The sequence below is a fragment of the Amycolatopsis cihanbeyliensis genome (genome assembly GCF_006715045.1).
Taxonomy (GTDB): Bacteria; Actinomycetota; Actinomycetes; order Mycobacteriales; family Pseudonocardiaceae; genus Amycolatopsis; species Amycolatopsis cihanbeyliensis.
Window position 1 is genome coordinate 3,415,044 of record NZ_VFML01000001.1, and the last position, 19,430, is coordinate 3,434,473.

Below are 19,430 nucleotides of genomic sequence, written 5' to 3' on the forward strand. Positions count from 1 at the left end.
GCCGATGGTGCCACGGACGGGTGAGGGAGCCGCTACGGTGGCATCCGGAGGGTCCACGGGAGGAGCGGCACATGAAGGGCATCGTCCTGGCAGGCGGGAGCGGCACCCGGCTGCACCCGATCACCCAAGCGGTCTCCAAACAGCTGCTGCCGGTCTACGACAAGCCGATGATCTACTACCCGCTCTCGGTGCTGATGCTCGCCGGTATCCGGGAGATCCTGATCATCTCCACCCCGACCGACCTGCCGAACTTCCGCCGGCTGCTCGGTGACGGCGGGCAGTGGGGACTGGAGTTCGGTTACGCCGAGCAACCGAGCCCGAACGGCCTGGCCGAGGCGTTCGTGATCGGCGCGGACTTCGTCGGTGACCAGGACGTGGCGCTGGTGCTCGGCGACAACATCTTCTACGGCCAGGGGTTCGGCGGGCGGCTGCGGCAGGAGGTGTCCGCCCTGGACGGCTGCACGCTGTTCGGTTACCCGGTGCGGGATCCGCAACGCTACGGCGTCGGCGAGGTGGACGGCACCGGCAGGCTGGTCGCCATCGAGGAGAAGCCGGCGCGGCCCCGGTCCAACAAAGCCATCACCGGCCTCTACTTCTACGACCGGCAGGTGGTGGACATCGCCCGGTCACTGCGCCCCTCCACCCGTGGCGAGTTGGAGATCACCGACGTCAACCGCGCCTATCTCGAGCAGGACCGCGCCCGGCTGGTCGACCTCGGCCGCGGGTTCGCCTGGCTGGACACCGGAACGCACGACTCGCTACTGGAGGCCGCCCAGTTCGTGCAGGTGCTGGAGCATCGCACGGGGATCAGGATCGCCTGCGTCGAGGAGGTCGCGCTGCAGATGGGCTACATCACCGCGGACGAGTGTCATGCCCTCGGCAGCAAACTGGCCAAGTCGGGCTACGGCGAGTACGTGATGAACGTGGCTGCCGCCGCGGGCGCGACCGGCTGAACCGGGTCAGCGGCGCCCCATCTCCTCCAGCCTGCGGATCCGGTCCGCCATCGGCGGGTGCGTGGAGAACAGCCGGGACAGCCGCTCACCCGGCCGGAACGGGTTCGCGATCATCAGATGTGACTGGGATACCACCTTCGGCTCGGGCGCGAGCGGCGCGGCGCGGGTGCCCTGCTCCAGCTTGCGCAACGCCGAGGCCAGGCCAAGAGGGTCCCCGGTCAGCTCGGCACCGGACGCGTCCGCCTGGTACTCACGCGAACGACTGACACCCATCTTGACGATTCCGGCGGCGATCGGGCCGATCAGCACCAGGAGCAACGCCACCAGCGGGTTGCCGCCCTCCCGGTTGGAGCCGCCGAACATCGTGGTGAACATGGCGATATTCGCCACCACGCTCACCACGCTGGCCAGCGCGCCCGCCACGCAGGAAATCAGGATGTCCCGGTTGTAGACGTGCGACAGCTCGTGCCCGAGCACGGCGCGCAATTCGCGCTCGTCCAGGATGGCGAGGATTCCGGTGGTGCAGCACACCGCGGCATTGCGCGGGTTGCGCCCGGTCGCGAACGCGTTGGGTGCCTGGGTGGGGCTGACGTAGAGCTGGGGCATCGGCTGGCGGGCCGTGGTGGCCAACTCCCGCACGATCCGGTACATGGCGGGCTGCTCGGCCTGGGACACCGGCCGCGCCCGCATGGCCTTCAACGCGAGCTTGTCCGAGTTGAAATAGGCGTAGGCATTCATTCCGAGCGCCACAACCAGGCCGATGAACAGCGCCCCCCTGCCGAAAAAGGCACTTATTCCGACGATGATCGCGCTGAGCAGACCGAGCAACAGCGCGGTCTTCAGACCATTCTTATGGCTGTGCACTCTGCTCCTTCCTCCAATTCCGTGGCGCTCCCACCTGGGCCAACGCTCGCCACCGGAGAAAAGTTCCACGCCGAATGGTCGTCGCCGGTACCCCACCCGGCGCCCGTGCACAACGACCACACGGGACGCTCCGCCGTGTTCATCCCGCGTTGTGCTACGGATCACGTTAGGCTCAAAACGGAAATCTCGCACGAGACCCGTCGGGGGGAACGATGCGTACAGCCACACGCTCGCTGATCATCGGCGCCGCGGCCGTACTGGCCTGCGCCGTGCCGGCAGGGCAGGCCGCCGCGGCCGAGGTCGTCACCATCCCGGTCGGGGACCGGCCGACCGCGGTGGCGGTGAACTCCGCCACGAACACCGTCTACGTCGCCGACGCGGGCGGCGGCACGGTCACCATCGTGGACGGCGACCACGATCAGGTACGCGACACCGTTTCGCTCGGCTCCACCGTGACCGACATCGCGGTGAACCAGGTCACCAACCGAGTCTACGCGAGCAACCGGGCGGGGGGCAGCGTCTCGGTGCTGGACGGCGACACCGGCGCGGTGCTCACCACCATCGCCGCCGGGCGCGGGACGGCGGTACTGGGCGTGGACGAGGCGACCGATCGGGTCTACGCCGCCAGCGCGACCACCGGGGACATCGCCGTGATCGAGGGGGACACCGGCGCGGTCACCGCCACGGTGCCGGGCCACCGGCTGCGGCCCGCCGGGATGGCCGTGGACTCCGGCCGCGAAACCGTGTACGTCACCGGGGAGACCACCGACGAGCTCGTCCCACTCGACGTGGTCACCAACACCTCCGCGGAGGGTGTCCGGATCGGCAGGGCCCCGGCCGGCGTGGGGGTGCATGAGGCGAGCAACACGATCTACGTCGCCAACGCCGGGATTCATCACCTGTCCGTGGTGGACGGCTCCTCCCGGACCGAGCGCGAGACCATCCTGCTGCGCAGCGCGGGCTCCGCGATCGCGGTGCACCAGCGAACGCACACGGTCTACACCAACGGCGGGCCGAACGGGCTGGCGCGGATCGACGGCTCGGGCGGTGAGCTGGTGGACGAGCTCTCGCTCGGCATCAACCCCGGCGGAGTCGCGGTCAGCCAGCACACCGGGGCCGTGTACGTCACCGACCCGTTACACGACTCCCTGATGGTCGTGACCGAGTTCTGAACCCCGCCGAGCCGATCGTGCCGCGCGTTCAGACCGACGTTGAACCGGGGACCTGGAGTAACTCCGGTGCTACGTTCGGAAACCGGGACATCCATCCACCCGAACGCGAAGGCTGCACATGAGACTTGGGGTACAGATTCCCGACTTCACCTGGCCGAACGGGCCCACCAGGCTGGGCGCCGAACTCGCCGAGGTCGCCCGCGCCGTGGACGAGGCGGGGTTCGACTACCTGGCCGTCATGGACCACTTCTTCCAGATCCCGGTCGTCGGCCCCGCCGAGAACGACATGCTGGAGGCCTACACCACGCTCGGCTACCTGGCCGCGCACACCGAACGCGTCAGGCTGCTCACCGTGATCACCGGTACCTTCTACCGGCATCCCGGCCTGCTGGCCAAGGCCGTGACCACCCTGGACGTACTGTCCGGCGGCCGCGCCATCCTCGGGATCGGGGCGGGCTGGAACGAGGAGGAGTCCCGCGGGCTCGGCTTCCCCTACCCCCCGACGCGGGAGCGTTTCGAGCTGCTCGAGGACGCACTGCGGTACTGCCTGCGCATGTGGTCGGGCTCCGACGAGGGGTTCAACGGCAAGCATGTCCGGGCCGAGCGGCTGCTGAACGTGCCGCAGGCGCTCAGCAGGCCGCATCCGCCGATCATGGTCGGTGGCGGTGGGGAGAAGAAGACCCTGCGCATGGTGGCCGAGTACGGGCAGGCCTGCAACATCTTCAACACCCCGGAGCTGGAACACAAGCTGGACGTGCTCCGCAGGCACTGCGACGACCTCGGTCGCGACTACGCCGAGATCACCAAGACCGTCTACCAGCCGCTGGACATCGGCGCGAACGGGGAGAAAGCGGCCGAACTGCTCACCGAGCTGCGCCGGCTCGCCGAGCTGGGGGTGGACGCGGCGATCGGTTACGTGCCGAACGTCCACCAGACCGCCCAGCTTGAGCGGTTCCGCTCGGACATCATCCCGGCGGCGGCCGCGCTGTAGGACGATGGAGCCGTGACCGAGCACGGCTACCAGCTGCGCGGGGGACGGCAACCCGATGTCGCCGCCCTCGCGCACCTCCTCGCCCACCACGACATCGAGCATCCGGACGGCGGCGAGCTGTCCGAGCCGCTGCTCTTTCTCGCCTCCGGCGGGATCGGCGCGGGCTATCGGCTGTGGGACATGGCCCGCGACGGCGGCAAACCACTACGCCTGGGCTTTCGCTTCCGGCACGAGGAGCCCCGGCGGTGGTTGAAGTCCACAGTAGACCGGCTCGGCCTGCCGGCCGAGTGGCACACCGGCACCGCCCGCGCCGCGGCGAAACGCCTGTCCGCCCTGCTGGCCGAGGGTGTACCCACGCTGGTCCTGCCCGACCGCGCCCGGATCGGCTACTGGCACCTGCCGGACGAGTCGGCGGACGGTGAGCACTTCGTCGTCGCCTACGCGCAGCACGACGACCGGATTCACCTCGACGACCGCAACCTGGCCCCGCTGACCGTCGAGCGGGCAACGCTGACCGCGGCCACCCGGGCCGCCGCCGAACGCAACCTGCTGGCCACGATCCGGCCGCAACCACTGACCGGGGACCGGCTCGCCGCGGCCGTGCGCGGCGGCCTCACCGACTGCGCCAAGCAGCTCTCCGCCACGCTGCCGGTGTGGACCAGATGGGCCACCCTGATGACCGACGAGCGAGCGGCCGCCGGTTGGCCGACGGTGTTCGCCGACCGGCGCGGGCTGGTGAGCGCGCTGCTGGCCATCTGGACCGCGATCGACCCGGAAGGGATCGGCGGCGGGCACCTGCGGGACCTGTTCGCCGACGGCCTCGCCGAGGCGGCCACCCTGCTGGGCATATCCGAACTGGACGGCCAGGCGGGCGGCTGGCGAAAGGTCGCCGCGGCCTGGCAGGACTTCGCCGACACCGCGCTGGACCCGGGCGTCCCGGAGTTCCGGTGGATGCGCGGTCTGGTCCGTACCGTGCGGCAGGGAGTGACCGCGGGGGACGAGGGGCAACAGGCCGCCGCCGAGGCCGGTGCCGAGCTGGCCCGCCTGCACAGGCACTACGACGAGGAGAGCCCGTTCACCGCCGGGCAGGCCGCCGCGCTGCTGCGCGACCTCGGCCGCGGGCTGCGCGAGGTGCACGCCGCCGAGCATGCCGCGCTGGAGGAGCTCATGGTCGCCCTCGGCCGGTGACCCCGGCGCCGCGCGGCGAGCACAGTGGACAGTCCGGTGATCCGGCTGTGATCCACGTTCCATCCGGGTTGACCTCGAGTGCGCTCGAGGTACCAGCCTGGTCGGTGGCGGCGCGGTGGAACAAACCGGCGCGCCACCACGCTGAACGGTCCGAGGACGTGTTGATCACCCAAGCCCGGAAGGTCGCCATGGACAACGTCGCGCTGAATGACGCGCCCCGCAGCCGAGCCGCACCGCCACCAACCGGCGAACCCGGGCGGGCCGAACGGGTCCGGGTGATCTTCGTACTCGGCGCGCTGATCGCGTTGGGCCCACTGACCATCGACATGTACCTTCCGGCGTTGCCCTCGATTTCCGAGGATCTCGACGCGTCCTCATCCGTCGTTCAGCTGACGCTCACCGGAACGTTGGTCGGCCTGGGTGTCGGCCAGTTGCTGGTCGGACCGCTCTCCGACGCGCTGGGCAGGCGCCGCCCGCTGATCGGCGGCGCGATCCTGCACGTCCTCGCGTCCGTGCTGTGCGCGATCGCCCCGAGCATCGCCGTACTCGGCGTGCTCCGCGCACTGCAGGGGGTCGGTGCGGCCGCGGCGATGGTGGTGGCACTGGCCGTGGTGCGGGACCTCTACACCGGCAATGCCGCGGCCACCGCGCTGTCCCGGCTGATGCTGGTGATGGGTGCGGCGCCGATCCTGGCGCCGACGCTGGGCAGCGCGATCCTGGTCGCCGGCTCGTGGCGGGGGATCTTCGCCGGGCTCGCCGCGCTCGGCGTGGTGCTGATGCTGGTCGCGATGTTCGCGCTGAAGGAGACCCTGCCGCCGGAACGCCGACGGGCCGCGGGGGTGCTTCCGGTGCTGCGCACGTATGGCTCGCTGCTGCGGGACCGGGAGTTCGTGGTGCTGGCGCTGGTGGCGGCGCTGGGGATGTCCGCGCTGTTCTCCTACATCTCCGGTGCGTCCTTCGTGCTGCAGGAGCAGTACGGCCTGAACCAGCAGGAGTTCGCGATCACCTTCGGGATCGGGGCGGTGGCGATCATCGGCGCCGCCCAGTTCAACGTGCCGCTGCTGAACAGGTTCACCCCGCGCCGGATCGTCGTGTTCGCGCTCATGGCGGCGGTGATCTCGGGGCTGGTGCTCACCATGCTTGCCGCGACCGGGACGGGCGGCCTGCTCGGCTTCGTGATCCCGCTGCTGTTCGTACTCGGCTCGGTCGGCTTCGTGCTGCCGAACGCACCCGCGCTGGCACTGTCCCGGCACGGCGAGGCGGCCGGGGCCGCGGCCGCCATGCTCGGTGCGGCCCAGTTCGGGCTGGGCGCGCTGATCGCCCCGCTGGTGGGCGCGCTCGGCAACGACGGCCCGGCGATGGCGATCACCATGACCGGTGGCTCGGCGGTCGCGCTGGCGGCGCTCACCACGGTGGTCATCCGCGCCCGGCGTCAACCGGCCCTCGCCGTCTGACCCGCGGGTGCCCTGAACGCCACGTTCCGGGCGTTAGATGCCGCGAACGTGGCGTTCGAGACGTCTGACGTCTCGAACGCCACGTTCAGCGCATCGCGCGGGCTAGGGCTCGGGCAAGCAGGCCGCGGGGGCCGAGAAGCAGGGCGAGCAGGAAGCAGGCCACGCTGCTCAGGCCGATAGTGCCCGCGATGGAGCTGTTCAGCCCGACCGCGATCCGTTGCCCGGCGATGGAGGCGACCCAACCGAGGAGGATCGCCACGACCAGCATCGGGCCGAGCCTCCTGGTCAGCAGCCTGGCGGTGACCGCGGGGACGATGAAGAAGGTCACCACCAGGATCGCACCCACACTGTCGAAGGCGACCACCGCCAGACCCGCGACGGCGATCAGCAGCACCTGCCCCATCACCCGCCCGCGCAGCCCGGCCAGCTCGGCGAACTCCGGGTCGAAGGTGCCGGCCTGCAGGGGCCGCCAGCACACCAGTACCAGCAGTACCGCGGCCAGGGCGGCGATGCCGGTGGTGATCAGCGACCGGGGCAGCGGGGTGCCGAGGACATCGACGGTGCGCAGCGGGGCGAAGGTGATCTCACCGTAGATCGCCGCGTCCAGGTCGATGTGCACCCCGGCGGCGAACTGGCCGATGCCCAGCACCCCGAGGGAGAACAACGCGGGGAAGATCAGCGCGAGCGCGGCGTCCGAGGGGACGAGGCCGGTGCGCCGCAGCCACTCGAACCCCAGCACGCAGAGCACGCCGAACGCGGTCGCGCCGAGGATGGTCAGCGGGGTGGCCCGCTGCCCGGACAGCAGGAACACCAGCACGATCCCGGGCAGCACCGCGTGGCTCACCGCGTCCGGCAGCAAGGACTGCCGCCGCAGCACGAGGAAGCTGCCGAGCACCGCACAGCCGGTGGACAGCAGCCCGCCGATCAGGATGATCATCATGCCGTCGGCCGTCATGCGCGTGCCGCCCTCCCCCGGCGTCGCCGGAGCCGGGCCAGCATGCCGCGCCGTGGCGCGAGCACCACCGACAGCACGGCGACGGCGGTCGCCAGCAACACGATCACCGGGCCGGCCGGCAGCTCGGCCTTGCCGGAGAGCACGCCGCCGGTCGCACCGGCCGCCGCGCCGATCACCCCGGACAGCGGCACCATGCCGGACAGCTTCCTGGTCAGCTGGCGGGCCGCCACCGCGGGCGCCACCAGCAGGGCCACCATCAGGATGGCGCCCACCGTGCGGACGCCCAGCACCACCGCGACCACCAGCAGCGCGGTGCTCGCGATGTCCACCGCGCGAGCGGGGATTCCGGCCACGGCGCTGAACCCGGGATCGAAGGTGGCGCAGCGCAGCACCCGGAACCAGACCACGACCGCGGCCAGCGCCAGCCCGCCGAGCACCAGCGCGAACAGGATGTCCCGCCGCACCATGCCGGCGGCCTGGCCGAGCAGGTAGGAGTTCAGCCCGGACTGCCTGCTGTTCCCGGTACCGGCCAGCTGGGTCAGCAGCACGATCCCCAGGGTCAGCGACATCGAGAGCACCACGCCGATCGCCGCGTCCGGGCGCAGCCTGCCGGTCCGCTCGAGGCCGATCATCGCCAGGGCCGCCGCCGCGGCCGAGGCGGCCCCGCCGAGCAGCAGCAGTTCCGGCGTCTTCGTTCCGGTGAGGATGAACGCGAGCACGACGCCGGGCAGCGTGCCGTGACTCATCGCGTCGCCGAACATGCTGCGCCGGCGCAGTACCGCGAACGGGCCCAGCGCCCCCGCGACGAAGCCGAGCACCGCGGTGCCGACCACCACCACGGCGTCCGGGTAGGAAAGCGGTAACGCGTTCAGCAGCCAGTCGATCACGCGAGCGCCCTCGCGGAAAGCGGCGCGATCCCGTAGGCCCGCTCGAGGTGTTCCGGGGTGAGCACCTCCGCCGCCGCTCCCTCGGCGATCACCGCGCCCGCCAGCAGGACGGCGTGGTCGAATCGCTCCAGCACGGTGCGCAGGTCGTGGTGCACGGCGATCACCGAGCCGCCCAGGGCGCACAGCTCGCCGAGCAGGTCCAGCAGGGTGGCCTCGGTACGCGCGTCCACCGCGGTGAACGGCTCGTCCAGCACCAGCAGGTCGGCCTGCTGCGCCAGCGCCCTGGCCAGGAACACCCGCTGCCGCTGGCCACCGGAGAGCTCGTCGATCGGCTCCCGCGCGAGATCGGTGACGCCCACCTTGTCCATCGCGGCGGCCACCAGCTCGTCATCGGCCGGGGTGAGCCCGCGGAACCACCCGCGATGCGGGTAGCGACCCATCTCGACCACCTGGACCGCGGTGATCGGGAAGTCGCTCGCCACCGCGTCGGCCTGCGGGATGTAGGCCACCCGGCGGCGTACCCGCTTCAGCGGTTCGCCGAGCAGCCGCACGCTGCCGCGGACCGCGGGCACCAGCCCGAGCGCCGCCTTGACCACAGTCGACTTCCCGGCGCCGTTCGGGCCGACCACCGCGGCCAGTCGCCCGGCCGGGATGTCCAGGTCGATGCCGGACAGCACCGGCTTGCCGCCGTAGGACGCGCTCACCCCGCGCAGGGTCAGTGCACTGCTCATCGCAACCCCTCGACCAGCCGGTCGGCATTGGCCCGCACCATGCCGAGATAGCTCCCTTCCGGGGTGCCGTCATCGCCCGCGGCGTCGGAGAACAGCTCGCCACCGATCCGCACCTCGCCACCCCGCTGGCGGACCGCGGCCAGCACGGCTTCCAGGGTCTGCCGCGGCACGCTGGACTCCAGGAACACCGAACGCACCCCGCTGGCCATGACCTCGCCCGCCACCCGACCGATATCGGCGGTGCTCGCCTCCTCCTCGGTCGAGATGCCCTGGATGGCGACCACCTCCATGCCGAAGGCCCTGCCGAAGTACCGGAAGGCGTCGTGCGAGGTCACCAGCTGCCGGTGGGCGGGCGGGATCCGGCCGAGCCGGGCGCGGATGTCCTCGCCCAGGCCGAGGACCCGCTCCCGGTAGGCCGCGCCGCGCCGCTGGTAGTCCCGCGCGTTGGCCGGGTCGATGCGGGCCAGCTCGGCCTCGATGGCGTCCACGACGTATGCCCACAGCCGCGGGTCGAACCAGATGTGCGGGTCATGCTCCTCCCCGCTCGGCGCGCCCTCGGCCGGGTCGAGCAGCAGTTCCTCCGGAACCTGCTCGCCCGCGAACAGCACCGGCTTGGACCGCGCGATGTCCTCGAGGGTCCGCTCCATGGAGCCTTCGAGGAAGAGCCCGATCGCGATCACCGCGTCGGCCTGGCGCAGCTGCGCCAGGTCCCCGGCCTTGGCCTGGTACAGGTGTGGATCCACCCCCGGCCCCATCAACCGGACGGTGCGCACGTCCTCCCCACCGATCCGGCGCACGGTGTCGTCGAGGAAGTTCGTCGTGGTGACCACACGCAACCGATCCCCGGTCGCGCCGGGGCCGGGGTCGGCCCGCACGGCGTAGCCGAGGGCACCGCCGAACGCCAGGACGAACACGGCGCCGAAGGCGACGAGCGACCACCGGTCCCTGCGCCGCGCCCGGCGCCGTTCCGCAACCGCCGCATTCATGCCGTCCAGGTAAGCACGACCGAGTTCGCCAGGGCAATGACTGGTTTTCGTCTTGCCGAACACATCACAACGTCTTACCCAAAGTCGTGCCGTACCCGCACTCGCGGCGGTGTCGGGACGTTACTTGCGCAGCTCCATCGTGCAGCACTTCGGGCCGCCACCGGACTTGCGCAACTCGGAGATGCCCACCAGCACCGGCTCGTAGCCGATCCGGGCCAGCCGGTCGGCCAGCCCGGTCGCCTCGGCGGGCAGCACCACGTTGCGGCCGTCGGACACGCCGTTCAGCCCGAGCACGGCGGCGTCATCGGCGTCGGCGAGCACGGCGTCCGGGAACAGCCTGGCGAGCACCCGGCGCGAGCCGGCGGAGAACGCATCCGGGTAGTAGGCCACCTGGGCGGGCGCGGCGTCGGTCGCCTCGGCGAGCACGAACAACGCGGTGTCCAGGTGGTAGTAGCGGGGGTCGGTCAGGGTCAGGGACACCACCGGGACGCCGAGCGCCTCCTGCGCCTCGGCGTGTGCCGCCGGGTCGGTGCGGAAGCCGGCACCGGCCAGCAGCAGCCTCCCGGTCCAGGCGAAGTCGCCCTCGGCCTCGTTGATCTTGGTCGGCATGGTGATGTCGCGGTAGCCGCGCTCGAGGAACCAGCGCCGGAAGTGCTCGGCCTCGGCGGCCCGCTCGGCCGCCCGGAACCGGGCGCCGAGCACCCGGCCGTCCACCACGGTCCCGGAGTTCGCGGCGAAGACCATATCCGGGAGCCCGGGCTGCGGCTCGATCTCGTCCACGGTGTGCCCGAGCCTGCGGTAGGTGTCCCTGAGCTCGGACCACTGGGCCAGTGCCAGCTCACGGTCCACCGGCCGGCTGGGGTCCATCCACGGGTTGATCGCGTAGTTCACCGCGAAGTAATGCGGCGCGCACATAAGGTAACGACGGGTTGTCGGAACTCGGCCGAACATCGGATCAAGGGCAGCATCAGCCGTCATAGATCGAATCTATGGTGCGAGATGTACGCAAGCAATCGCTGTGCCTTGCGTGTTCGCGTGCTAAATATTGCATGTGAACACGTTGGACCAGCGAATCATTTCATGCCTCGTGGCGAACGCCCGCTCCAGCTACGCGGACATCGGCAAACTCGTCGGGTTGTCCGCCCCGGCGGTGAAACGCCGGGTGGACCGGCTGCTGGAGTCCGGGGTGCTGCGCGGGTTCACCGCGGTCGTCGACCCGGAGGCGCTCGGCTGGGGCACCGAGGCCTTCGTCGAGATGCACTGCAAGGGCAACATCCAGCCGGCCCGCATCCGCGCCCGGCTGGAGCCGTTGCCCGAGGTCGTGGCCGCCTACACCGTGTCAGGGGCGGCGGACGCGATCGTGCACCTGCGCGCCGCCGACATCCACCACCTGGAGACCGCGCTCGAGCGGCTACGCGGGCTGGAGATCGTCGAACGGACCGTCTCGACGGTCGTGCTGTCCACACTGTTGGAAAGATCCCCCAACCCGGAACATTGAGAGCATCATGGGGCCTATGGGGCGTACGACAGACCGAATACACACCGAGCGGGTCGGGGGAACCGCCGTTCTCACCGTCGATGCCCCCGACCAGCGCAACGCGCTCACCCTGGAACTGTCCGCACAGCTGGCCGGCGCCGTGCGGGAGGCGGAACGGGACCCCGAGGTGCACGCGCTGGTGCTCACCGGCACCCCGCCCGCGTTCTGCGCGGGCGCCAACCTGAGCGCGCTCGGTGAGGCGAACGAGGAGGCGCTGCGCGCGATCTACCAGGGCTTTCTCGCGGTCGCCCAGTGCGAACTGCCCACCGTGGCCGCGGTCGGCGGCGCCGCGGTCGGCGCGGGCCTGAACCTCGCGCTCGCCGCCGATGTGCGGCTGGCGGGCCCGGACGCCCGGTTCGACGCCCGTTTCCTGCAACTCGGCCTGCACCCCGGTGGCGGGATGACCTGGATGCTGCAGCGTGCGGTGGGTACCCAGCAGGCCACGGCGATGACCCTGTTCGGGGAGGTGCTGGACGCCGAGGCCGCCACCCGGGCCGGGCTGGTGCTGCGCACGGTCCCCGGCGACCACCGCGAACTGCTGGACGCCGCGCTCGCACTGACCCGGCCCGCGGCCGAGGCGCCCCGGCACCTGGTGACCGCCGTCAAAGATTCGATGCGCCGCACGCGTGCGATGGACAAGCACGCCGAGGCAGTTAGCCTCGAACTGATCCAGCAGCTGAACTCGCTGGAGTCGCCGGAGTTCGCCGCCAAAGTCGCGGCCTGGCGGGAGGCGAGCACCCGTCAATAGGAACATGTTCTACTTCTGAGGGGAGACGGGCTTCACAGCGGACAGCGGAAGTTAACCGTTACCATGAGTTACAGGTAAGTCGGGTCACACCGGCGCACGATTCGAGCAAAACACCAAGTAATCTCGAGGTATACACGGGAAGTGTGTCGGTCGGGACCACGACGCGGGCAGCAGAGAGGGACTCCCTGAGCATGAGCGATGACGAGCGAAGCGAGGAATCGCTCCGTTTGACGCCGGCAAGCGCGAACGGCAACGGAACCGGGCCGGGCTCGGCGACACTCCAGGCGGACCGGCCGACCGAGGTCAACCAGCTCGACCGGGTGGTCATCCGGTTCGCGGGCGACTCCGGTGACGGGATGCAGCTCACCGGCGACCGGTTCACCTCCGAGGCGGCGGCCTTCGGCAACGACCTCGCGACCCTGCCCAACTTCCCCGCGGAGATCCGGGCGCCACAGGGCACCATTCCCGGCGTCTCCAGCTTCCAGGTGCACTTCGCCGACTACGACATTCTCACGCCGGGCGACCGGCCGGATGTGCTGGTGGCGATGAACCCGGCCGCGCTGAAGGCGAACGTCGCCGACGTCCCGCGTGGTGGGACGATCATCGTGAACACCGACGAGTTCACCAAGCGAAACATCGGCAAGGTCGGCTACGCCAGCGACCCGCTCGAGGACGACTCGCTGTCCGCCTTCGAGGTGCACCGGGTGGCGATGTCCACCCTGACCAAGGGCGCGCTGGCGGAGACCGGGCTGAGCAAGAAGGACGCCGAGCGGGCGAAGAACATGTTCGCCCTCGGCCTGCTCTCCTGGATGTACCACCGGCCCACCGAGGGCACCGAACGGTTCCTGCGGGAGAAGTTCGCCAAGAAGCCGGAGATCGCCGACGCGAACATCCTCGCCTTCCGGGCAGGCTGGAACTACGGCGAGACCACCGAGTCCTTCGGCACCACCTTCGAGGTGGCCCCGGCCAAGCTGGCGCCGGGCACCTACCGGCAGATCACCGGCAACGCCGCGCTGGCCTACGGGATCGTCGCCTCCGGCCAGCAGTCCGGGCTGCCGATCCTGCTCGGCACCTACCCGATCACCCCGGCCTCGGACGTGCTGCACGAACTGTCCAAGCACAAGAACTTCGGGATCACCACCTTTCAGGCGGAGGACGAGATCGCCGGCGTCGGCGCCGCGCTGGGCGCGTCCTACGGCGGGGCGCTCGGCGTGACCTCCACCTCCGGGCCGGGGGTGGCGCTGAAGTCCGAGACCATCGGGCTCGCGGTGATGACCGAGCTGCCGCTGGTGGTGCTGGACATCCAGCGCGGCGGGCCGTCCACCGGGCTGCCGACCAAGACCGAGCAGGCCGACCTGCTGCAGGCGATGTTCGGCCGCAACGGCGAGTCGCCGGTGCCGGTGGTCGCCCCCTCCACGCCCGCGGACTGCTTCGAGATCGCGCTGGAGGCCACCCGGATCGCGCTGACCTACCGCACGCCGGTGCTGCTGCTGTCCGACGGCGCCATCGCCAACGGCTCCGAACCGTGGCTGGTTCCGGATGTGCGGGACCTGCCCGACCTGCGGGTAACCTTCGCGAAGGAGCCGAACGCCACCGATGACTCCGGTGAGTTCTGGCCCTATATCCGGGACCCGGAGACCCTGGCCAGGGCGTGGGCGGTGCCAGGAACCCCCGACCTGCAGCACCGTATAGGCGGGCTGGAGAAGGCGGACAACACCGGGCACATCTCCTACGACCCGGACAACCACGACCGGATGGTGCGGCTGCGGCAGGCCAAGGTGGACGGCGTCGAGGTGCCGGACGTCGTGGTCGACGATCCCAGCGGCGGCGACGCGCGCGTGCTGGCGCTGGGCTGGGGCTCGACCTACGGGCCGATCGGCGCCGCCTGCCGCCGGGTACGCAAGCAGGGGATGCCGATCGCGCAGGCGCATCTGCGGCACCTGAACCCGCTGCCCGCGAACCTCGGCGAGGTCCTGCGCTCCTACGACACCGTGGTGCTGCCGGAGATGAACCTCGGCCAGCTCGCCACCCTGCTGCGGGCGAAGTACCTGGTCGACATCCGCTCCTACAACAAGGTGGCCGGCCTGCCGTTCAAGGCCGAAGAACTGCAAGGCGTGTTCACCGACATCATCACCGCAACCACCGAGGAGGCGGCCAAGTGACTGCGACCGACCTCGGGCTGCCGACGCTCGGCGGCCTGGAGGGTGTCCCCACCACCGAGGAACCGCAGAAGGCCAAGGACTACAAGTCCGACCAGGAAGTGCGCTGGTGCCCTGGCTGCGGCGACTACGTCGTGCTGAACACGATCCAGTCCTTTCTGCCGCAGCTGGGGCTCAAGCGGGAGAACATCGTGTTCGTCTCCGGGATCGGCTGCTCCAGCCGCTTCCCGTACTACATGAACACCTACGGGATGCACTCCATCCACGGGCGGGCCCCTGCCATCGCCACCGGGCTGGCCACCACCCGGCCGGACCTTTCGGTGTGGGTGGTCACCGGGGACGGCGACGCGCTGTCCATCGGTGGCAACCACCTGGTACACACCCTGCGCCGGAACGTGAACCTGAAGATCCTGCTGTTCAACAACCGGATCTACGGGCTGACCAAGGGCCAGTACTCGCCCACCTCCGACCAGGGGATGGTCACCAAGTCCACCCCGATGGGCTCGCTGGACACCCCGTTCAACCCGGTGTCGCTCGCGCTCGGTGCCGAGGCGACCTTCGTCGGCCGGGCCATGGACTCCGACCGCAAGGGCCTGACCGAGGTGCTCACCGCGGCCGCCCAGCACCGTGGCTCGGCGCTGGTGGAGATCTACCAGAACTGCCCGATCTTCAACGACGGCGCCTTCGACGTGCTCAAGGACGCCGAGGAGAGCGCGCGGCGGCTCATCCCGCTCAGTGCGGGCGAGCCGATCCGGTTCGGGCCGGAGGGTGAGTACGGCGTCACCCGTAGCGCGTGGGGCGGGGTGGAGGTCGCCAAGGTCAGCGAGATCGGCGAGGACGGCCTGGTGGTGCACGACCCGACGATCGAGGACACCGCCTACGCCTTCGCGCTATCCCGGCTGGGCGACCAGCACCTCAACCACACCCCGACCGGGATCTTCCGGCAGGTGACCAGGCCGACCTACGACGACCTGGCCCGCACCCAGCTCGACCAGGCCCGCGAGGCCAAGGCCCCGGACCTCCAGGCCCTGCTGCGCGGCAAGGACACCTGGACCGTCACCTGACCCCGCCGGTCAGGTGAGCGGGCGGAAGCCGACGCGCTCGGCGTCGGCGGGGCTGCGGAACCACACCTCGGCGACCATGTTCGGGTAACGGGGCTCGTCCTCGGTGCAGTAACGCAGCGCGGTCACGCTCGCCTTGACCCGGAAGTCCTCCCCGGGACTACCCCCACCGGGCAGCGGCATCGCCGAACCGGGACCGAACGGACCGGAGGGCGCGGCATCTTCCTCCTGTGCCTGGGTGCGCGCGGGCGGCGGTACCGGAGCGGGCTGCTCCGTAGACTGCCCCGCCGGCACCGCGGGCTGGAACAGCGAACCGCTGTGCGTGCCCTCCACCTCGGGAGCGGGTTCCCGCCGGGACACCGCACGCATGGAGGGCTGGATCGGCTCCGGTGGGTCGAACCCGCCCCGGGGCACCTCCCGCGGCTGCCGCTTGGGCAGCACCTGCGTGGTGTCCGGCTCGCTCGGCGTCTCGGCGGGTGGTTCCCCGGGCGGCTCCCCGCCCGCGTGCTGGTCCGAGTAGTCCCCGTAGTCCGTGTAGTCCGCCTGGTCGTCGTGGTCCGCCTGGTCGTCGTAAACCGGGAGCTCGGTGAACAGCGAGGTCGGCCGCTGCGACAGCGGCCCGGACTCCGGTTCGGGGGCAGGCGGGGCCGCCTCGTACCCGGCCGGTTCCTGCCGCTCGGGCTCCAGCACGGACCGGGCCTCGGTGGAGTCCCAGGCCTGCTCCTCCTCGTCGCCTGCCTGGTACGGCTGCCGCTCGTACTCCGCGCCCGGTTCGTACCCGAGGTACTGGTCCTCGTACTGGTTCTCGTACTGGTCCTGCCGGTCGCCGGATGAGAGCGGCTCCTCCTGGGACCGGTACTCGGTCGGCTCCCCGGCCCGGGCCAAGCTGTCCTGCTCAAGCCACTGCGGCTGGGGTTGCGGTTCGACGGGCCCGATGAACCGGGTGCGCTCCTCGGCGGGCACACCCGGCAGCGCCTCCGGGTCCGGCCCCGGGTCCTCCCCGGAGTATCCGCCCGCGGGCGCGTGCCGCACCAGGGTCGGCTCCGGATCCTGGCGAAGCGGGCCCGGCTCGGACCGCGACGCCGGGGCCAGCCTGCGCTCGAGCTTCGCGATCCGCGACCGCGCGGGCCGGACCAGTAGCAGCCAGGTGAGCAGGGCGCCGAGCACGAAGGCCGCCAGACTCCACAACCAAACCTGTCCGAAGATGGACATCTACGCGGTGTCTCCTTCCTGGCCCGCGGGTACTGCCGCCGCGCCGAGCGAACCGGGACGCTCAGCGGATCCGGGCGACGAGGTAGTCGGCAACCGACTCGCAGGCGTCCCGGGCGGGTGAGGCAGGAAGCGCCTCGAGCTCCGCTCGCGCGCGCCGAGCGTAGTCGGAAAGGGTGACCCGTGCGCGCTCGAGTCCGCTGGAGGAACGCAACAGCCCGAGCGCCTCCTCGACCAGCGCGTCCTCGGTCAGCGGCTCCCCGAGCAGCTCGGCCAACCTGGGCTCGGTGTCACCGTCGGCCAGCGCGTAGAGCATCGGCAGGGTGCGTACCCCCTCGCGCAGGTCGGTGCCCTGCGACTTGCCCAGCTCGGCCGAGGGCGAGGCGATGTCGATGACGTCGTCGGAGATCTGGAAAGCGGTTCCGACGAGCTGGCCGTACCGGCACAGCGCCTCGACGTACTCGGGGCGGGCACCGGAGAGCATGCCGCCGAACCGGCCCGCGGTGGCGATCAGCGAGCCGGTCTTCTGCCCGATGACGCTGAGGTAGTGCTCCACCGGATCCTCGGCACCCACCGGCCCGACGGTTTCGCGCATCTGGCCCGTCACCAGCTCGCTGAAGGTCTCGGCGATGATCCGGGCGGCGTCCGTGCCGAGGTCGGCCACCAGCCTGGACGCGTTGGCGAAGAGGAAGTCCCCGGTCAGGATCGCGATCGTGTTGTCCCAGCGGGCGTTCACGCTCTCCGCCCCGCGCCGCATGGTGGCCTCGTCCATCACGTCGTCGTGGTACAGCGTGGCCAGGTGCACCAGCTCCACCGCGGCCGCCGCGGTGACCACGGCGTCCCTTCCCGTCTCGCCGAACTGGGACGCGAGCAGGGTGAACAGCGGGCGGAAACGTTTGCCCCCTGCCTCGACCAGGTGCGACGCGGCCTCGGCCACCGCCTGCACGTCGCTGCGCACAACCTGGCGCAGCACCGTCTCGACCTCGTTCAGGCCGCCGGCCAGGTCGCTCAGCAGAGCCGGGTCGGCGATGCGCAAGCCGACCGCGGCGCGCAGCTCCTCCAGGGCGCCATCGGGCAATGACACGTCGGCTCCGCCTCTCGGCACTGGGGGTCACAGTCTCCGAAGAGCCTAATGGCACCTCCGAGCCCCCGGTTACCCGCAGGTCCACGCACCGTGGTGACGCATACCACGGGTCAGCGGGCGTGCTCGGCGAGCATGTGCGCGACTACCGCGTGCGCCTTGTCCGCTTCTCGCTCGGGCAAGGCCGGCTCGCTCAGCGTCTGAACGCCACGCTCCCCGAGAACGGTGACGCCGAAGGAGACGGTACCCGCCCGCCGGAGATCGCCATGCGGCGAAACACACAGGTGGTAAGAGCTTCCCGCCCGGGTACGAAAGGTCACCGCCGGCCTGCCCCCGAGCGTCGTTTCCGCGCGGTCCCGGAACCGCTCGGCGGGGGTGCCGCATTCCGCGGGCGAACTGTCCAGCACGCCGAAGCCGGCATCGAGCTGGACCCGGTGCCCGGCCTGCACGAAATGGCAGATCCCACGGTGCACGACCGGCTTCAGGGACGTGCCGTGTAGCCGCCGTACCGCCCCGGCGAAGGCGGCACACGCCACGTTCGGGTCAGCGCTGCCGAGGGCGAGCAGGCGGTCCACCTTTTCCGGAACCCGCACCGGCCGGGCGGGTTCGCACTCCTCGGCCGCGCCGGGCTCGTCGAGATGCACGCAGGCGCCGAGCGCTCCGGTGTCGTTCTCCTCCGGGGCGAACAGGAAACCGTCCATACCCGGGATGGCGATCAGCCTGCGCATCCCGTCCTCGGCCACCCCGCGCAGCCGCGCACAGTGGTCCTCCTGCTCGGGACCGAAGCTGACGTGCCGGTACTCGAACTCGACCACGATGCGGAAACTGAGCGGGGCGGCCATGCTGCATCCCATCGGGAGATGGGACAGCTGGTGCCGGAGCTGGTACGCCCGCTTACCGGCCAGCTCGATCGGCAGCGCCGACCACCGCTTCCGCGGCGGCCACTCGCCTACCTTGACCTCGACCGTCTCGTTGTCCCCACCCGTGACCGAGCAGGCGCGCCGCCCCGGTTCCGACTTTCCCTTCCCGAGCAACGCGCAGGTGTCCAGCGCCCCGAGCGCGGCACCCAACGCGGCGGCGTTCCGGTCCTTGGGCCGCTCGGGTGCTGATCGTTCAGGCTGCCCGGACTGAACCGCCTCGACAGGCGTTCCCTCGTCACTACAGGCCGTGTGCACCAGCAGACCCAGGCAGCAGGCCAGCAACCACCCCGCACGCTTCGTCACCGCGTTTCTCCCCGCTCCCCAGAGCTCTTGATGCTGCATTCCAGCGACAGATTCTAGGTTTTTGCCAGCAGCGAGTCATTACTTACGGCAATATTCAATCCACACAATGTTACTTTGCGTGCGGGCTGGATTCCGCTGTCAGCGGGTGCGGCAGATCCTGGTGAAGCGGGTCGACTGGCTCGGAACCCGTGCTAACGTCGGACCGTCGAACCACGCAGCGTAGGCATCTGA

The 19,430-nt window shown here is 70.7% G+C and carries 18 protein-coding genes; 9 read left to right on the forward strand and 9 right to left on the reverse strand.

What is annotated here, in order from left to right; translation table 11 throughout:
- Positions 1–71 precede the first annotated feature (71 nt).
- Positions 72–953, forward strand: a complete 882-nt coding sequence (rfbA, locus tag FB471_RS15055) for a glucose-1-phosphate thymidylyltransferase RfbA (protein ID WP_141998875.1) — start codon at positions 72–74, stop codon at positions 951–953.
- Positions 954–959: 6 nt separating this feature from the next.
- On the opposite strand, the gene htpX is transcribed toward rfbA, so the two are convergent.
- Positions 960–1,817: a zinc metalloprotease HtpX gene (htpX, locus tag FB471_RS15060; RefSeq protein WP_141998877.1), complete on the reverse strand. Its 858-nt coding sequence runs from the start codon at positions 1,815–1,817 to the stop codon at positions 960–962.
- 212 nt (positions 1,818–2,029) lie between these two features.
- On the opposite strand from htpX, the gene FB471_RS15065 reads away from it, so the two are divergent.
- The 4 genes from FB471_RS15065 to FB471_RS15080 all read left to right on the forward strand — a co-directional run bounded on the left by FB471_RS15065 (position 2,030) and on the right by FB471_RS15080 (position 6,622).
- Positions 2,030–2,989, forward strand: coding sequence for a YncE family protein (locus tag FB471_RS15065; protein WP_141998879.1), 960 nt, complete (start codon positions 2,030–2,032; stop codon positions 2,987–2,989).
- 118 nt (positions 2,990–3,107) lie between these two features.
- Complete coding sequence (locus tag FB471_RS15070) at positions 3,108–3,980, forward strand: LLM class F420-dependent oxidoreductase (RefSeq protein ID WP_141998882.1); 873 nt, start codon at positions 3,108–3,110, stop codon at positions 3,978–3,980.
- A gap of 12 nt (positions 3,981–3,992) precedes the next feature.
- A complete protein-coding gene (locus FB471_RS15075; RefSeq protein WP_246076415.1) occupies positions 3,993–5,168 on the forward strand; it encodes a BtrH N-terminal domain-containing protein in 1,176 nt (391 codons plus the stop codon).
- A gap of 158 nt (positions 5,169–5,326) precedes the next feature.
- Positions 5,327–6,622: a multidrug effflux MFS transporter gene (locus FB471_RS15080; RefSeq protein WP_246076416.1), complete on the forward strand. Its 1,296-nt coding sequence runs from the start codon at positions 5,327–5,329 to the stop codon at positions 6,620–6,622.
- An 85-nt stretch (positions 6,623–6,707) separates the two neighbouring features.
- Here FB471_RS15080 and FB471_RS15085 read toward each other — a convergent pair whose 3' ends face one another.
- The 5 genes from FB471_RS15085 to ddaH all read right to left on the reverse strand — a co-directional run bounded on the left by FB471_RS15085 (position 6,708) and on the right by ddaH (position 11,132).
- Positions 6,708–7,577, reverse strand: a complete 870-nt coding sequence (locus FB471_RS15085; protein ID WP_141998883.1) for a metal ABC transporter permease — start codon at positions 7,575–7,577, stop codon at positions 6,708–6,710.
- A complete protein-coding gene (locus FB471_RS15090; RefSeq protein WP_141998886.1) occupies positions 7,574–8,464 on the reverse strand; it encodes a metal ABC transporter permease in 891 nt (296 codons plus the stop codon). The genes FB471_RS15085 and FB471_RS15090 overlap by 4 nt, the downstream gene beginning before the upstream one ends.
- Positions 8,461–9,195, reverse strand: a complete 735-nt coding sequence (locus FB471_RS15095) for a metal ABC transporter ATP-binding protein (RefSeq protein WP_141998887.1) — start codon at positions 9,193–9,195, stop codon at positions 8,461–8,463. The genes FB471_RS15090 and FB471_RS15095 overlap by 4 nt, the downstream gene beginning before the upstream one ends.
- A complete protein-coding gene (locus tag FB471_RS15100; RefSeq protein ID WP_141998889.1) occupies positions 9,192–10,181 on the reverse strand; it encodes a metal ABC transporter solute-binding protein, Zn/Mn family in 990 nt (329 codons plus the stop codon). The genes FB471_RS15095 and FB471_RS15100 overlap by 4 nt, the downstream gene beginning before the upstream one ends.
- 120 nt (positions 10,182–10,301) lie before the next feature.
- Positions 10,302–11,132 (reverse strand): dimethylargininase, encoded by an 831-nt coding sequence (gene ddaH, locus FB471_RS15105; protein ID WP_342779496.1) that lies wholly within the window; start codon positions 11,130–11,132, stop codon positions 10,302–10,304.
- Between the two features lie 100 nt (positions 11,133–11,232).
- Here ddaH and FB471_RS15110 point away from each other — a divergent pair, with 100 nt between their 5' ends.
- From FB471_RS15110 to FB471_RS15125, 4 genes are all read left to right on the forward strand, one after another.
- A complete protein-coding gene (locus FB471_RS15110; RefSeq protein WP_141998894.1) occupies positions 11,233–11,679 on the forward strand; it encodes an Lrp/AsnC family transcriptional regulator in 447 nt (148 codons plus the stop codon).
- Between the two features lie 16 nt (positions 11,680–11,695).
- Positions 11,696–12,466, forward strand: a complete 771-nt coding sequence (locus FB471_RS15115) for an enoyl-CoA hydratase (protein ID WP_141998896.1) — start codon at positions 11,696–11,698, stop codon at positions 12,464–12,466.
- Positions 12,467–12,693: 227 nt separating this feature from the next.
- Positions 12,694–14,628, forward strand: a complete 1,935-nt coding sequence (locus FB471_RS15120) for a 2-oxoacid:acceptor oxidoreductase subunit alpha (protein WP_246076417.1) — start codon at positions 12,694–12,696, stop codon at positions 14,626–14,628.
- The gene (locus FB471_RS15125) at positions 14,625–15,689 is read left to right on the forward strand and encodes a 2-oxoacid:ferredoxin oxidoreductase subunit beta (protein ID WP_141998900.1); all 1,065 of its coding nucleotides are present in this window, start codon (positions 14,625–14,627) and stop codon (positions 15,687–15,689) included. Before FB471_RS15120 ends, FB471_RS15125 begins: the two co-directional genes overlap by 4 nt.
- A 9-nt stretch (positions 15,690–15,698) precedes the next feature.
- Here FB471_RS15125 and FB471_RS15130 read toward each other — a convergent pair whose 3' ends face one another.
- From FB471_RS15130 to FB471_RS15140, 3 genes are all read right to left on the reverse strand, one after another.
- Positions 15,699–16,898 carry a sunset domain-containing protein gene (locus tag FB471_RS15130; RefSeq protein ID WP_141998902.1) on the reverse strand — a complete coding sequence of 400 codons (1,200 nt, stop codon included), beginning with the start codon at positions 16,896–16,898 and terminating at the stop codon, positions 15,699–15,701.
- Between the two features lie 61 nt (positions 16,899–16,959).
- Entirely contained in the window at positions 16,960–17,979 is a 1,020-nt protein-coding gene (locus FB471_RS15135; RefSeq protein ID WP_211358038.1) for a polyprenyl synthetase family protein, read from the reverse strand.
- Positions 17,980–18,089: 110 nt separating this feature from the next.
- The gene (locus tag FB471_RS15140; RefSeq protein WP_141998907.1) at positions 18,090–19,199 is read right to left on the reverse strand and encodes a hypothetical protein; all 1,110 of its coding nucleotides are present in this window, start codon (positions 19,197–19,199) and stop codon (positions 18,090–18,092) included.
- Positions 19,200–19,430 lie beyond the last annotated feature (231 nt).